We start from the raw sequence: 14,425 nt of genomic DNA, 5'->3' as shown, positions 1-14,425 counted from the left end.
CATCTTCGAAACGGTTCCGCAAGCGTCGTATGTCAGCGCTGTCTTGTCCTGTCCGGCAGTCGCGATTCCGAGAAGAAACACCTTCGAACTGGGATTATTTTGTAATCAACTGCGCATGCTGCGCCTCAATGTCGCTGAAATGTCCTACGTGGACATTTCCGTCATCGCGGTGCTAGCGTGAAGCCTGCACGGCAAGGAGGCCCGATGACGGTTCAGCAGCGCGCGACACTGGAAGACGTCGCGCGGCTCGCGGGAGTGAGCTCGAAGACGGTCTCACGCGTCTTCACCCACCGCGATCTCGTCGCGCCCGACACCGTCGAGCGCGTGCTCGGCGCCGCGAAGCGGCTGCGCTTTCGTCCCAACCCGCTGGCGCGGAATCTGCGCCGCGGCGGCCCGACCAACACCATCGGGTTCATCATGGGCGAGTTGAACAACCCGTTCTACTACAAGCTCGCCGCCGGCATCGAGCGCGAGCTGTCGGCGCACGGCTTCTCGCTCGTCGTCGCGACCACCGACGACACGGCCGAGGGAGAGGAGCGCGTCGCCGACGCCCTCCTCGGCCAGCGGCTGGGCGCGCTGCTGCTCATCCCCGTCGCCGAGGACCAGTCCTACCTCGAGGGGGAGCGGCACCTCGGCACCCCCGTGATCGCGATCGACCGGCCGGCGCGGAACCTCGTGGCGGACTCGATCGTCCTCGAGAACCACCGTGGGGTGTTCGACGCCACGACACGGCTGCTCGCGCGGGGTCATCGCCGCATCGGCTACATCTGCAACCCGGCATCCGTCTACACGCAGGCGGAGCGACTCCGTGGCTATCGTGACGCGCTCGCCGCGTACGGGATCACCGACTCGTCACGGTGGGAGCGCCTCGCCGACGACCTCGCGGTTCCCGCCGACGGCTTCATCGCCGACCTGCTCGATCAGCCCGACGCGCCGACGGCGATCATCACGGGCAACAACCGCGTGACGATCGGGGCGCTGCGTGTGCTGCGCGATCGCGGCGACGACGCCACGGCGCTCGTCGGCTTCGACGACTTCGACACCGCGGACGTGCTCGGGGTGACCGTGGTCAGCTACGACCCGCTGGCGCTCGGTAAGGCGGCCGCGACGCTCGCCATCGAGCGCATGCAGGACCCCGCCGGCTTCACCCGACAGCTCGAGATGCCGACGTGGATCGTCGAGCGCGGCACCGGCGAACGCATCCCCGCAGAGAGGACCACCGCATGACCCCCGGCTTCATCCGTCTCGAGAGCGCGGGCGTCGGCGTGCTGGTCGACGCCCGCGGCCCCGGCCTTCCGCACGTGCTGCACTGGGGTGCGCCGGTGGGCGGCATCACGGATGCTGACGCCGACGCGCTCGCGAAGGCGCTGAGCCGGCAGACCCCGCCCGGAACGCTCGACGCGGCGTGGCAGGTCTCGCTGTCGCCCCAGGAGGGCGACGGATGGACCGGACGGCCGGGCATGCAGCTGCGTCGCGACGGCGTGGTTCACCACGCGCGCTGGGTCGTGGCGACCGTGACGGCCGACGACACGTCGTTCATCGTCGTGGCGCGGGATGCGGCATCCGCTCTCCGTCTGTCGATCACGGTCGGGATCGAGGCCGGCGGTGTCGTGTGGGTGCAGCACGCGCTCGCACACGAAGGAGCCCCGGATGCTGAGCCCGTCGACGTCGACTGGCTCGAGGCGACGCTTCCGGTGTCGTCGACGACCGACACGCTGCTGACGTTCGACGGGCGCTGGACACGCGAGAAGCGTCCGGTCGTGACGCCGATGCCGGCGGGTGCCACCGTGCGGCAGACGCGTCGCGGCCGCCCCGGGCACGACAATCCGGTCGCGGTGATCGCCGGGATCGGAGCTCCGCGCTGGCAGGACGGCGCGCTCTGGGGTGTGCACCTCGCGTGGTCCAGCGACCTCACGACGCGGATCGACCGCGTCACCGACGCGGTGACGCTCATCGGCGCCGGCGAGCTGCTCCGGCCTGGGGAGATCAGGCTGGCGCCCGGCGACGAGTACCGCGCGCCCCGCGCGGCCTTCGTGCACACCGCCGAGGGGCTCGACGGCTTCGCGCACCGCGCGCACACGTGGCTGCGGGCGCGGCCGCAGCATCCGTCTTCCGTCCGACCGCTCGTGCTCAACACGTGGGAGGCCGTGTACTTCGACCACGATGCCGACCGGCTCGCCGCGCTGGCCGACCGCGCGGCCGAGGTCGGCATCGAGCGCTTCGTGCTGGACGACGGCTGGTTCCAGGGCCGGCGGGACGACTCGACCAGCCTCGGCGACTGGGTCGTCGACCGGTCGATATGGCCCGACGGGCTCGGCCCGCTCGCGGCGCGCGTGCACGACCTGGGGATGCAGTTCGGCTTGTGGTTCGAACCCGAGATGATCAGCCTCGACTCCGACGTCGCGCGCGCCCACCCCGACTGGCTGCTGCATGACCCCGGCCATCTGGACCACGATCCCGGCGTGTCGTGGCGGGGTCAGTACGTGATGAACCTCGCGAATCCCGACGCCTACGCCCATGTGCTCGGGCAGATCGACGCGCTGGTCGCCGAGCTCGGCATCGACTTCATCAAGTGGGACCACAATCGCGACCTGGTCGAGAGCGTGCACGACGGGCGCCCCGGAGGTCACGCCCAGATGATCGCGGTGTACGAGCTCATCGCGGAGCTGAAGTCGCGGCATCCGTCCCTCGAGATCGAGTCCTGCTCGAGCGGGGGCGCGCGGACGGACCTCGGCATCCTGGAGGTCAGCGACCGCGTGTGGGCGAGCGACTCCAACGACCCGGTGGAACGGCAGGACATCCAGCGCTGGACCGGCCTGCTGCTGCCGCCCGAGCTCGTCGGCGCGCACGTGGGTCCGACGACGTCGCACTCGTCGGGGCGCACCACGGCGCTGTCGTACCGGATGGCGACGAGCCTCATGGGGTCGGCGGGCTTCGAGTGGGACATCCTGTCGTGCGACGACGAAGAGACCGCCGCGATCACGCGCTTCGCCGCGCTCTACAAGGAGCTGCGGCCGGTCGTCCACGGCGGACGGATGCTGCACCCCGAGCTCCGCGATCCCGCCTGGCGGGCGACGGCCTTCGTCGCCGACGGGTCGGCGGTCGTGGTCGTGGCGACGGTCGCGAGCCTCGAGGACGCGCGCGCCGAGCGCCTGCGCCTGCCCGGGCTCGACCGCGACCGCCGCTACCGCGTGCGCGTGCGCCGCGAGATCGGTGCCGCGGAGTACGGCTGGATCGCGCCCGAGTGGTTCACCGCCAGCGAGATCGAACTGCCCGGCTCGCTGCTCGCCGAGGTCGGCCTGCAGCTGCCGACGCTGTGGCCGCTGCAGGCGTTCGTGCTCCACCTCGAGGCCGTCTGACCTTTCCGCACCGGGTCAGAGCGGACCGGGGTCAGAGCAGGTCGGTGAGGAAGGCGGCCTGCTTCGGGAACTGGAACGCCTGGCCGCCCTCGTGGCCGTTGTGCGTGTAGACCTCGATCCGCTTCGTCGCCGTGGTGTGGCGGTTGAACGCCGCGTAGACGGTCGACGGCGGGCAGATGGTGTCCATGAGGGCGACGGAGTACAGGGCTGCGGCATCCGCCCGCTTCGCCATGTTGACGCCGTCGAAGTACGACAGCGTCTCGAACACGCGCTCGTCGCGACCGCGGTGCACGGCGAGGTAGCGCACCACCTCCTGGTAGGGGTCGTCGCCGGTGAGTCCGACGGCGCGCTCGAAGTGGCACAGGAACGGCACGTCGGGCATGACCGCGACGAGACCGTCGGAGAGACCCGCGACCGCGATCGCGATGCCGCCGCCCTGGCTGCCGCCGCACACCGCGACGCGGTCGGCGTCGACCTGCGGCAGGGAACGCACGGCGTCGACGGCGCGCACGGCGTCGGTGAACACGCGGCGGTAGTAGTACGTGGCGGGGTCCTCGATGCCGCGGGTCATGAAGCCCGAGGACGAGGGGCCGGTGCCGTGCGGGTCGAGCGTGTCGCCGCCCGAGCCCCACATCGAGCCCTGACCTCGGGTGTCCATGAACAGGTGCGCGTACCCCGCGGCCGCCCAGCCGAGGCGCTCGCCGGCAAGACCGCGGCCGCCCCCGTAGCCCTGGTACTCGACGACGGCGGGAAGCGGGCGCTCGGCGCCTGCCGGCAGCGTCAGCCACGCCTTGACGGGGTCACCGCCGAAGCCGGGGAAGGTGACGTCGAAGATGTCGACGAGGGTGTACGGCGTCTCCAGGCGCACCACGTCGGGTGCGGCGTCCCACTGCCGCGCCTGCGCGAGCGTGTCGGCCCAGAAGGCGTCGAAGTCGGCGGGTTCGCGAACGTCGGGCGTGTAGTCCGCGAGCTCGGCGAGGGGCAGATCGAATCTCGGCACGCGCTTACATTAGCGCGTGCTGCGGAAGCGTTTCGACGCGACAGATCGAGAAGGCGACGGGGTCTCGATGGGGGAGGGGTATTCGAGGCCCCGCCGCCGGTCTCTGGGCGCCCGGCGGGCGCTGTGTGGGGAGGTCTTCGGGTCGATCGTGCGGCTCTGCGTCAGAGACGGATCTCTGCGATGACTTCACCGTACTCGGTCTCGCCGACCGGTGTGAAGCCCACACGCTCGAAGAACGCCTGCGGACCGCCTTCGCCGGCCTCGTAGATGACATTGACGTGGTCCATTCCGCGGTTGCGGGCCTCTTCGAGGAGGCCCGCCACGGCGAAGCGGCCGACGCCGCGGCCCTGGTCGTCGGCGTCGACGTTGATGCGCCAGAGCACCGAGCGGAAGTGCTCCTGGGGGTCGTCGAGGTCGAAGTTGCCGCTGACGAAGGCGACGACCTCCTCGCCGTCGACCACGACGCGCTGCCAGGTCGTCTGCGGGTTCACGACCGTCGCGGCGATGCCGTAGCTCACCGGCGACAGGAACTCCTCCTGGCCGGGCTTGAGCGACATATTGTTGACCGCCACGATGGTCGCGGCGGACAGTTCGACGAGTCGCAGTTCACCCATGGACCACAGGCTAGCCCCCATGGCGGCATCCAGCATCGTCCGCGTCTCGGATTAACACGGTGTTCATACGGAGAATTATCTTGACGTCGAGATATCTCGGCCGCTTGCGATAGGCTGAGGGCCGACCCGCAAGAAGGACGTGACTGGTGACCGACTCGACCATCATCTACACCTACACCGACGAGGCACCGGCCCTCGCGACCGCATCGTTCCTGCCGATCGTGCAGGCCGTCACCCGCCAGGCGGGAGTGGACGTCGAGACGCGCGACATCTCGCTGGCGGGCCGCATCCTCGCGGCGTTCCCGCAGAATCTGGCGCCCGAGCAGCAGGTCGGCGACGCACTCGCCGAGCTCGGCGGCCTCGCGACGCTCCCCGAGGCCAACATCATCAAGCTGCCGAACATCTCGGCGTCGATCCCGCAGCTCAAGGCCGCGATCGCCGAGCTGCAGTCGCAGGGCTACGACATCCCCGACTACCCGGACGAGGCGCAGTCGCTCGAAGACAAGGACGTGCGGGCCCGATACGACCGCATCAAGGGTTCGGCGGTCAACCCGGTGCTCCGCGAGGGCAACAGCGACCGCCGCGCGCCGCTGTCGGTGAAGAACTACGCGCGCAAGCACCCGCACCGCAACAAGGCGTTCGGCGAGGGGTCGAAGACGCGCGTCGCCACGCTCGGCCACGACGACTTCAAGTCCAACGAGAAGACCGCGGTCGTCCCCGCCGACGACGTGCTCTCGGTCCGCTTCACCGGCGCCGACGGCACGACGACCGAGCTCAAGACCGGCATCAAGGTGCTCCCCGGCGAGATCGTCGACGCCACGTTCCTGTCGGCGGCCGCGCTCGACGCGTTCCTCGCTGAGACGCTCGAGACCGCCAAGGCCGAAGACGTCCTGTACTCGGTGCACCTCAAGGCGACGATGATGAAGGTCAGCGACCCGATCATCTTCGGCCACGTCGTGAAGGCGTACTACGCCGACGTGTTCGACCGCTACGGCGACAAGATCGCCGAGGCCGGTCTCACCCCGAACGACGGCCTGGGCGCGATCCTCGCGGGCCTCGCGAACGTCGAGGGCGGCGACGAGATCGCTGCCGCGTTCGCCGCCGCGACCGACACCCCGCGCCTGTCGTACGTCAACTCCGACAAGGGCATCACGAACCTCCACGTGCCCTCCGACGTCATCGTCGACGCGTCGATGCCGGCACTCGTCCGCAACGGCGGCAAGCTGTGGGGCGCCGACGGCGGCGAGGCCGACACGCTCGCCGTCATCCCCGACTCGTCGTACGCGGGCGTCTACCAGACCGTGATCGACGACGTCATCGCGCACGGCCCGCTCGACCCCGCGACCATCGGCACCGTCCCGAACGTCGGCCTCATGGCGCAGGCCGCCGAGGAGTACGGCAGCCACGACAAGACGTTCGAACTTGCCGCCGCCGGCACTGTCCAGGTCGTGAACCAGGCGGGCGATGTGCTCCTCGAGCACGCCGTCCAGCCGGGCGACATCTGGCGCGCGACCCAGACCAAGGACGTCGCCATCCGCGACTGGGTGAAGCTCGCCGTCACCCGCGCCCGCGCCACCGGCGCCCCCGCCGTGTTCTGGCTCGACGAGAACCGCTCGCACGACGCGGCCCTCATCGCCAAGGTGAAGACCTACCTCGGCGACCACGACACCGACGGCCTCACGATCGAGATCCTCGCGCCGGCCGCAGCGACCCAGTACTCGCTCGACCGCCTGCGCAAGGGCGAAGACACCATCTCGGTCACCGGCAACGTGCTGCGCGACTATCTCACCGACCTGTTCCCGATCCTCGAGGTCGGCACGAGCGCCAAGATGCTGAGCATCGTCCCGCTGCTCGCGGGCGGCGGCCTCTTCGAGACCGGCGCGGGCGGTTCGGCTCCCAAGCACGTCCAGCAGCTCCTCGCCGAGGACTACCTGCGCTGGGACTCGCTCGGCGAGTTCTTCGCGCTCGCCGCGTCGCTCGAGCACCTCGCCGACTTCACCGGCAACGTGAAGGCACAGGTGCTGGCCGACACGCTGGATGCCGCGACCGGCACGTTCCTCGAGAACGACAAGTCTCCCGGCCGCGCGCTCGGCACGATCGACAACCGCGGCAGCCACTTCTACCTCGCGCTGTACTGGACGCAGGAGCTCGCGAAGCAGCAGGCCGACCCCGAGCTCGCGGCGGCCTTCGCCCCCGTGGCCGAGGCCCTTGCGGCGAACGAGCAGAAGATCGTCGACGAGCTCCTCGCCGTACAGGGCTCGGCCGTCGAGATCGGCGGCTACTACCGCCCCGACGCCGACCTGGTCGCGGGTGTCATGCGTCCGTCGCAGACGTTCAACGAGGTCATCGACTCGCTGTAGATCACGACGAAACGAGAGGGCGGATGCTGCGGCATCCGTCCTCTCGTCGTCTTCGGGGCTGTCGCCGCCGGGGTCGCGGAGCCCTGGCCTGGGGCGCCACCGGCGCGTCCGCGTGGAGGCGTGACCGCCGCGATCAGGAGTGGACCCAGACCTCGGTGCCGCGTGCGGTCCAGTCGTAGACGAACTTGGCGTCGTCGTTCCACATGTTCACGCAGCCGTGACTCTGCGGAAAGCCCAGACGGCTGCGGAAGTTGGAAGCGCCGTGGAACGCGATGTCGGGCGCGAACCATGTGATCCACGGCACGTCCTTCGTGCAGTAGCTGTTCACCGCGGCCGGGTTGTAGCACAGCGCGCCCATGTCCTGGATGCGGGTGAAGGCGTTCACGGTGAAGTGCCCGGTCGGCGTCGGCGTGCCGGAGAGTCCCGACGAGATCGTGTACGAGGCCACGACGTTGCCGTTCTCGAAGAGGGTCGCGGTCTGGCTGGAGAGGTCGACCTCGACCGTGCGGGCGAGGGTGGAGACGACGGGCGCGACTTCGGTCACGGGCGTCTCGAACACCGCGTTGCCCGCGGCCAGCTGCGTGGCGAAGTCGGAGGCGAAGCTCGTGGTGTCGCCGACCTCGCGCCCTGAGATCCCGGGCGCCTCCTCGCGGAGGACCTTGCCCGCCGAGTTGGTGATGACGGCGCCGTTCTCGGCCGGCCGGTTGATCGCTGCGGGAAGCCCGTCCACCGCGGCCTGGATCGCGGCCTCGTCGGCCGTGATCTCGTACGCGGCGTTCTCGGCGTCGGGCGCGACGGTCAGCCACGCGGCCAGCGTCGCGCGATCGATCGGCACTGTGCGCTCCGCACCGACGTAGAAGCCGGCCGTGTCGAGCATGCCGTTCAGCTGCGCGACGGTCGCGTCGGCGGTCTCGGTCGAGATGTCGGCGGGGACCTCGGCCGAGACCGGATCGAGCTGCACGCGCGTCTGTCCGGCCTCGAAGGCCGCCTGGATCGCGTCCTGGACGGCGCCCACGTCGATCCCGGTGCCGGCGACGGCCGGCGTCGCGACGTACGACGCGGTGGCAGGGTCGAACGCGAGCGTGGCATCGGTGGCATCGGTGTAGAGCTGGGGCGCGACCTCGCGGAGTGCTTCCGTGGCCGCTGCAGGATCGAGCGCGATCTCCGCGTCGGTCGCCGCGAACCACGCGGTCGGGTTCCACATCGGATGCTGCGCGAACGCGGCCTCGGCGAGCGCCTCGGCGTCGACGTCAGCGCCGAGTTCGGCACCGGTGATCTCGGCGTCCTCGCCTGCGCCCGTGAGCACGACGGTCGTCTCCGCCAGGCGCTGCTCGATGGCCTCGGCGGCCGCGCCGGGTGTCAGCCAGCCCACGGGCACACCGGCGACAGTGGTGCCGGGTGCGATGAGCACGAGCGACGAGACGACGAGGCCGGCCACGGCCACGCCGGCCGCCGCGCTGATCCAGATCGCGGTGTGCTTCTTCTTCGGCTTGGGCTCGGCAGGCGCCCACGCGAACGTGGGGGAGCCGTCCGCAGGAGCGGTGGCCGTGGCGACGGGCGTCGCCGTCGCGGCCGAGAGGTCGGCCGGCGGCACGACGGCTGTCGCGGCCGCCGGGGTGAGCGCGGCCGTCGCGACGGCGACGGTCTCAGCGTCGATGTCGGAGGTGACGGATGCCTCGGTCCCGGCGTCGTCGTCAGACTCAGGCCCGTCAGCGGGCGCTGGCTCGTCTGCCGGCACAGTCTCGTCTTCGGGCGACGCCTCCGGCTCGGCCTCGTCTGCCGGCACGGTCTCGTCTTCCGGCTCCGCCTCGGGCTCGGGGTCGTCGACGGGCTCGGCGTCGTCGACCGGCTCTGCGTCATCGACCGGCTCTGCGTCATCGACCGGCTCGGCGTCGTCGACGGACGTGGCGTCGTCGAGAGGCTCTGCGTCATCGACCGGCTCGGCGTCGTCGACGGGCTCGGCCTCGTCTTCGGGCTCGATGTCGGATTCCGCTTCCGGCTCGGGTTCGGAGTCCTGCGCCTCAGTGGTCTCGGCCTCCGGTTCCTCAGCGGGGGAGTCCTCCGCGTCCGCGGGCGCGACGGAGGCCGTCGCCTCGGCATCCGCCGGGGCCGCAGCATCCGTCTCGTCCACGGCATCCGGTGCCGGCTTGTCCGCCGATGCGGACTGCTCGTCCTCGACGGCCTGCTCGGCCTGGACGGCGTCGTCCCCGGACGCCTTACCGGCCTGCGACTCGGTCGCCAGATTCGTCACGCCACACCCCCGACTGTGATCCACGCTTCCCACCATGGTAGGCGACATGCCCGTGTGCTGAGGTCACGTCCTGGTCACGCACGAACCGCCGGTCACGCCAGGAAACCCGCGGGTGGCCGCGTAACGATCGGAACACGGTGCATCACGGTTTTGTAAAGCATCCGCTCAAATCAGCTCCGAGGACTTGCGAAAAGTTAGTTCGTAAGGTCTACTAACAAACATGCCCAACACGGAAGCGCGACGCGGCCCTTCCATTATCGACACGCCGCAGAGCCCCACCACGCATGCCCGCGCATTCGCTCCTGGACGTACGCTCCGCCAGGGCGCGAAGGTGCTGCCCGAACACGCGCGCGGCCACAACCGCTCACTCCTGCTGCAGACTCTGTTCCACCAGGGTGCGATGAGTCGCGCCGACCTGTCGCGCGAGACGGGGCTCACCCGGGTCACGATCTCCGACCTCGTCGCCGAGCTCATCGCCGACGGGTTCGTCGCCGAGATGGGCGTGCGCGAGGCGTCGGGCCCCGGCAAGCCCGCCATCCTGGTCGACCTCGACCACGCGGGGCACCGCATCATCGGCCTCGACCTGTCGGGCAGCGACACCTTCATCGGCGCGGTGCTGACGCTCGACGGCAGCATCGTCGTGCGCCGCGAGGTGGCGGTTCCCCCCGCGGACGGCCTCGTCGACACGGTCGTCGAGCTCGCCCGCACCCTGGTCGCCGACTCGCACGCACCCGTGCTGGGCATCGGCGTCGGCACGCCCGGTGTCGTCGACGACCGCGGCGTGATCCTCACGGCGCCGAACTTCGGCTGGGCCGGCTTCGACCTCGAGGGCGCGCTGCGCGGCGCGCTGGGAGTCCCCGTCCTGGTCGCCAACGACGCCAACGCCGCTGTCCTCGCCGAGTACACCTTCGGCGGTGCGCCCGACGACGTGCTGCTCGTCAAGGTCGGCCGAGGCGTCGGATCCGGCCTGCTGCTCGCCGGTCAGCCGATGCGCGGCAGCCGCTTCGCCGCCGGCGAGATCGGCCACGTCACCGTCGGAACAGACGGCGGCCCGCAGTGCGCCTGCGGCAAGGTGGGCTGCCTCGAGGCCTGGCTGTCGGTGCCCTCACTGACGTCGCGGCTGAGCGCGGCATCCGATCCCGCCGCCCACGAGGGCATCCTCCGCGACGCGGGGGAGCGGCTCGGCATCGCGCTGGCACCCGTGGTCGGCGCACTCGACGTGTCGGAGATCGTCCTCTCCGGCCCCCCTGAACTCCTCGGCGGCTCCCTGGCGGAGCAGACCGTCGAGACACTCCGCGCGCGCACGCTCGCGCCGTCCGTCGACGAGGGCGTGCGGGTGCGGATGACGGAGCAAGGCCAGGACATCGTCCTGCGCGGCGCCGCCGTCATGGTCCTGTCCGGACAACTCGGGGTGTCCTGACACAGCGCGATTCCCCGGCGGATCCCCCCGGATCCCGAAACACCACGGAAAGCTCCCCACGGAGCCTCCGACCCCGGATGGGTCACCCGGCCCACCCGAACACCAAGAGAACACGAAGGAACACACCATGAAGAAGACGCTTGGGGCTGTGGCGCTCATCGGCGCCTCCGCACTGGTGCTCGCCGGCTGCGCCGGCGGCGGCACGTCCGGTGGATCCGACGACGCCTCCGGTTTCGACCCGGAAGGCGCGAAGGACCAGGACATCACGTTCTGGGTCATGGGCGGCGACACCCCTGACGAGCTGCGCGAGTACCTCAAGACCGAGTACAACGACGCCACCGGCGGCACGCTCACGATCGAGGAGCAGTCGTGGGGCGACGCGCTCACGAAGCTCGCGAACCAGCTTCCCGATGCGAACAACACCCCCGACGTGACCGAGATCGGCAACACCTGGTCGCCGACCTTCACGACCTCGGGTGCGTTCAGCGACCTGAGCGGCGTGTACGAGGAGCTCGGCGGCGAGGACCTGCTCCAGTCGTTCGTCGACGTCGGAACGGTCGACGGCGCCCAGTACGCGCTGCCGTACTACTTCGGTTCGAGGTACATCACGTACCGCAAGGACATCTGGGAGGCCGCGGGCCTGGACGTTCCGACGACCCTCGAGCAGTTCAACGAGGACGTCAAGACGCTGCGCACCGACGACCAGTCCGGCTTCTACATCGGCGGCGAGGACTGGCGCAACGGCATCTCGTGGATCTTCGCCAACGGCGGGGAGCTCGCGAAGAAGGACGGCGACACCTGGGTCTCGACGCTGAGCGACGAGAAGACCATCACGGGTCTCGAGCAGTTCCAGGACCTGTTCGCGAACGCCTCCAACGCTCCGGCCACCGAGGACGACAGCACTCCGTGGGTCAACATCAACAACGACAAGAACGGCAACCCGCCGACGGCCGCCACGATCATCGCACCCGGCTGGGCGCACTGGTCGATCGGCGACTTCGTCGAGGAGAAGACCGCCGACGACGGCACGGTGACCGAGGTCCGCGAGTGGAACGACGACACGTTCGGCGTCTTCCCGCTCCCCGGCACGACCGAGGGTGAGGCCGCTCCGGTCTTCGCCGGCGGCTCGAACCTGGGCATCTCGGCCAAGAGCGAGAACCAGGCCGGCGCCAAGGAGCTGCTGCGCATCATCTTCTCCGACGAGTACCAGCAGATGCTCGGCCAGAACGGCCTCGGGCCGGCGAACACCACGTTCGTGGACTCGCTCGGCGACGACATCTTCGCCTCGGCACTCATCGAGTCGGCCCTGAACTCGAAGCTCACCCCGGCGGCCCCGGGCTGGGCCGCGGTCGAGGGCCAGAAGATCCTCGAGGAGTTCTTCGGCAAGGTGGCGTCGGGTGGCGACATCCCGGCCCTCGCCGCCGAGTACGACGAGAAGATCGACGCCATCATCAACGGCTGAGACCTTCAGCAATCCCGGGGTCGCGGACGCGCGTCCGCGACCCCGGCCCCCTGCGAGACCCCCTGAGGAGGCGGGCATGGCAGTTCCTGCCCCCACCACGATCGACCGCGAGGACCGCGTCGACGAAGCCGTCGGCGCCCGCCGTCGCTCACCTGTTCCCCTGTTCCTGCTGATCCCCGCGATCGCCATCCTGCTCTTCGGCATGGGCTATCCGGTCGTGTGGCAGGTCATCACGTCCTTCCAGAAGTACGGCGCCCTGCAGCAGCTCGGCGGCAAGGCCCCCGACTTCGTCGGGCTCGAGAACTACATCGCCGTCGCGACGAGCCCGACGTTCTGGGAGGTCGCGATCCGTTCGGTGATCTTCTGCCTCGTCACCGCGGCCGTGACCGTCGTCATCGGCATGGCGCTCGCGCTGCTGATGACGCGCGTCCACGCAGGCGTGCGCATCACCTTGCAGCTCGCTCTGCTGCTGGCCTGGGCCATGCCCGTCGTGGCCGCCATGACCGTCTGGATCTGGCTGTTCGACCGCCGTCGCGGTGTCGTCAACTACCTGCTGGACCTCATCCCCGGCGTCGACATGAACCAGTTCAACTGGATCGGCGGCGAGCCCTTCGTGTTCTTCATCGTCGCGTCGGTCATCGTGATCTGGATGTCGGTGCCGTTCGTCGCCTTCTCGGCGTACGCCGGCCTCACCCAGGTGTCGACCGAGATGGTAGAGGCCAGCCAGCTCGACGGCGCGACCGGATGGCAGCGCCTGCGCTACATCGTCCTGCCGATCATCCGCCCGGTCATCATGATCGTGCTGCTGCTCAACCTGATCTGGGACCTGCGCGTGTTCACGCAGATCACGATGCTGCAGGACGCCGGCTCGAACTCGAGCGACTACGACCTGCTCGGCACGTACATCTACAAGATGGGCGTCGCCGGCCTCAACTTCGGTCAGGGCGCCGCGATGGCGATCTTCGTGCTCGCACTCACGATCCTGCTCAGCTGGTTCTACATCCGCAGTCTTCTGAAGGAGGACCAGGCCTGATGTCCGCGTCCGCACAACTCGCGCCGACCACGTCGCCGGCCCGCTCGGGCACGTCCCGGACCTCCGCCCCGGCGGCTGAGCGCCGTCCGCGCGGCCGGGCCGCGAGGTGGGGCTGGAGCATCCTGGCGATCGTCGTCGCGGTGATCTGGGTGTTCCCCGTCTACTGGATGGTCAATTCGTCGATGCTGTCGTCGGCGACGCTGGAGTCGTTCACGCCCACGTTCCTGCCGTTCGGGGGCTCGTTCGCCAACTACCGCGGCGTGATCGACGGGTCGTTCTTCGGCGCGCTCGGCATCAGCCTCGCGGTCACGGTGATCGCCGTGTTCTTCTGCCTGCTCTTCGCGTTCCTCGCCTCGGTCGCGATCAGCCGGTTCCGCTTCCGGGGCCGCACCACCTTCGTGCTCGCGATCCTGATCATCCAGATGCTGCCCGCCGAGGGCCTGTTCATCGCGCAGTACAAGATGATGAGCGAGCTGGGCCTCCTGTCGAACGTCTTCGGCCTGAGCCTGCTCTACATCGCGGCGGTCGTGCCGTTCACGGTGTGGATGCTGCGCGGCTTCGTCACCGGGGTCCCCGCCGAGCTGGAGGAGGCGGCCATGGTCGACGGACTGAGCCGTACGCAGGCGTTCATGCGCATCACTCTGCCGCTGCTCGCCCCCGGGCTCGTGGCCTCCGGCGTGTTCGCCTTCCTGCAGTGCTGGAACGAGTTCACGGTCGCGCTGGTGATCATGAACGCCGAGAACCAGACCCTTCCGCTGTGGCTGCGCGGCTTCGTGCAGCAGAGCTCGAGCCGCGCGATCGACTGGGGCGAGGTGATGGCCGCTTCGACCATCGTGGCGATCCCCGTCATCGTCTTCTTCGTGATCGTCCAGGGCCGCATGACCAGCGGTCTCGTCGCGGGGGCGGTCAAGGGCTGATGCGCACGA

Annotated in this window: 10 protein-coding genes; 7 read left to right on the top strand and 3 right to left on the bottom strand. The window is 69.7% G+C overall.

Annotation, left to right across the window (positions count from 1 at the left end; translation table 11 throughout):
• Nucleotides 1–204 precede the first annotated feature (204 nt).
• Together ACFQ7C_RS10410 and ACFQ7C_RS10405 are read left to right on the top strand one after the other, a co-directional pair.
• Nucleotides 205–1,227 carry a LacI family DNA-binding transcriptional regulator gene (locus tag ACFQ7C_RS10410; RefSeq protein ID WP_378900114.1) on the top strand — a complete coding sequence of 341 codons (1,023 nt, stop codon included), beginning with the start codon at nucleotides 205–207 and terminating at the stop codon, nucleotides 1,225–1,227.
• A complete protein-coding gene (locus ACFQ7C_RS10405; RefSeq protein WP_378900111.1) occupies nucleotides 1,224–3,359 on the top strand; it encodes an alpha-galactosidase in 2,136 nt (711 codons plus the stop codon). The genes ACFQ7C_RS10410 and ACFQ7C_RS10405 overlap by 4 nt, the downstream gene beginning before the upstream one ends.
• 31 nt (nucleotides 3,360–3,390) lie before the next feature.
• Here ACFQ7C_RS10405 and ACFQ7C_RS10400 read toward each other — a convergent pair whose 3' ends face one another.
• Nucleotides 3,391–4,359, bottom strand: coding sequence for an acetylxylan esterase (locus ACFQ7C_RS10400; protein ID WP_378900108.1), 969 nt, complete (start codon nucleotides 4,357–4,359; stop codon nucleotides 3,391–3,393).
• A gap of 161 nt (nucleotides 4,360–4,520) precedes the next feature.
• Entirely contained in the window at nucleotides 4,521–4,973 is a 453-nt protein-coding gene (locus ACFQ7C_RS10395) for a GNAT family N-acetyltransferase (RefSeq protein WP_378900105.1), read from the bottom strand.
• Between the two features lie 146 nt (nucleotides 4,974–5,119).
• Here ACFQ7C_RS10395 and ACFQ7C_RS10390 point away from each other — a divergent pair, with 146 nt between their 5' ends.
• Nucleotides 5,120–7,333 (top strand): NADP-dependent isocitrate dehydrogenase, encoded by a 2,214-nt coding sequence (locus ACFQ7C_RS10390; protein ID WP_378900102.1) that lies wholly within the window; start codon nucleotides 5,120–5,122, stop codon nucleotides 7,331–7,333.
• Nucleotides 7,334–7,466: 133 nt separating this feature from the next.
• Here the strand turns inward: ACFQ7C_RS10390 and ACFQ7C_RS10385 are convergent, their stop codons facing one another.
• Entirely contained in the window at nucleotides 7,467–9,584 is a 2,118-nt protein-coding gene (locus tag ACFQ7C_RS10385) for a L,D-transpeptidase family protein (protein WP_378900099.1), read from the bottom strand.
• A gap of 220 nt (nucleotides 9,585–9,804) precedes the next feature.
• On the opposite strand from ACFQ7C_RS10385, the gene ACFQ7C_RS10380 reads away from it, so the two are divergent.
• From ACFQ7C_RS10380 to ACFQ7C_RS10365, 4 genes are all read left to right on the top strand, one after another.
• Nucleotides 9,805–11,004 (top strand): ROK family protein, encoded by a 1,200-nt coding sequence (locus ACFQ7C_RS10380; protein WP_378900096.1) that lies wholly within the window; start codon nucleotides 9,805–9,807, stop codon nucleotides 11,002–11,004.
• Nucleotides 11,005–11,131: 127 nt separating this feature from the next.
• Nucleotides 11,132–12,466, top strand: coding sequence for an extracellular solute-binding protein (locus tag ACFQ7C_RS10375; RefSeq protein WP_378900093.1), 1,335 nt, complete (start codon nucleotides 11,132–11,134; stop codon nucleotides 12,464–12,466).
• A gap of 76 nt (nucleotides 12,467–12,542) precedes the next feature.
• Nucleotides 12,543–13,499: a carbohydrate ABC transporter permease gene (locus tag ACFQ7C_RS10370; RefSeq protein WP_378900090.1), complete on the top strand. Its 957-nt coding sequence runs from the start codon at nucleotides 12,543–12,545 to the stop codon at nucleotides 13,497–13,499.
• Nucleotides 13,499–14,416: a carbohydrate ABC transporter permease gene (locus ACFQ7C_RS10365; protein WP_378900087.1), complete on the top strand. Its 918-nt coding sequence runs from the start codon at nucleotides 13,499–13,501 to the stop codon at nucleotides 14,414–14,416. The genes ACFQ7C_RS10370 and ACFQ7C_RS10365 overlap by 1 nt, the downstream gene beginning before the upstream one ends.
• Nucleotides 14,417–14,425: the final 9 nt, after the last annotated feature.

The sequence above is a fragment of the Microbacterium sp. NPDC056569 genome (assembly GCF_042793475.1).
Classification (GTDB): Bacteria; Actinomycetota; Actinomycetes; order Actinomycetales; family Microbacteriaceae; genus Microbacterium.
This window is presented reverse-complemented; position numbering and strand designations above follow the sequence as displayed.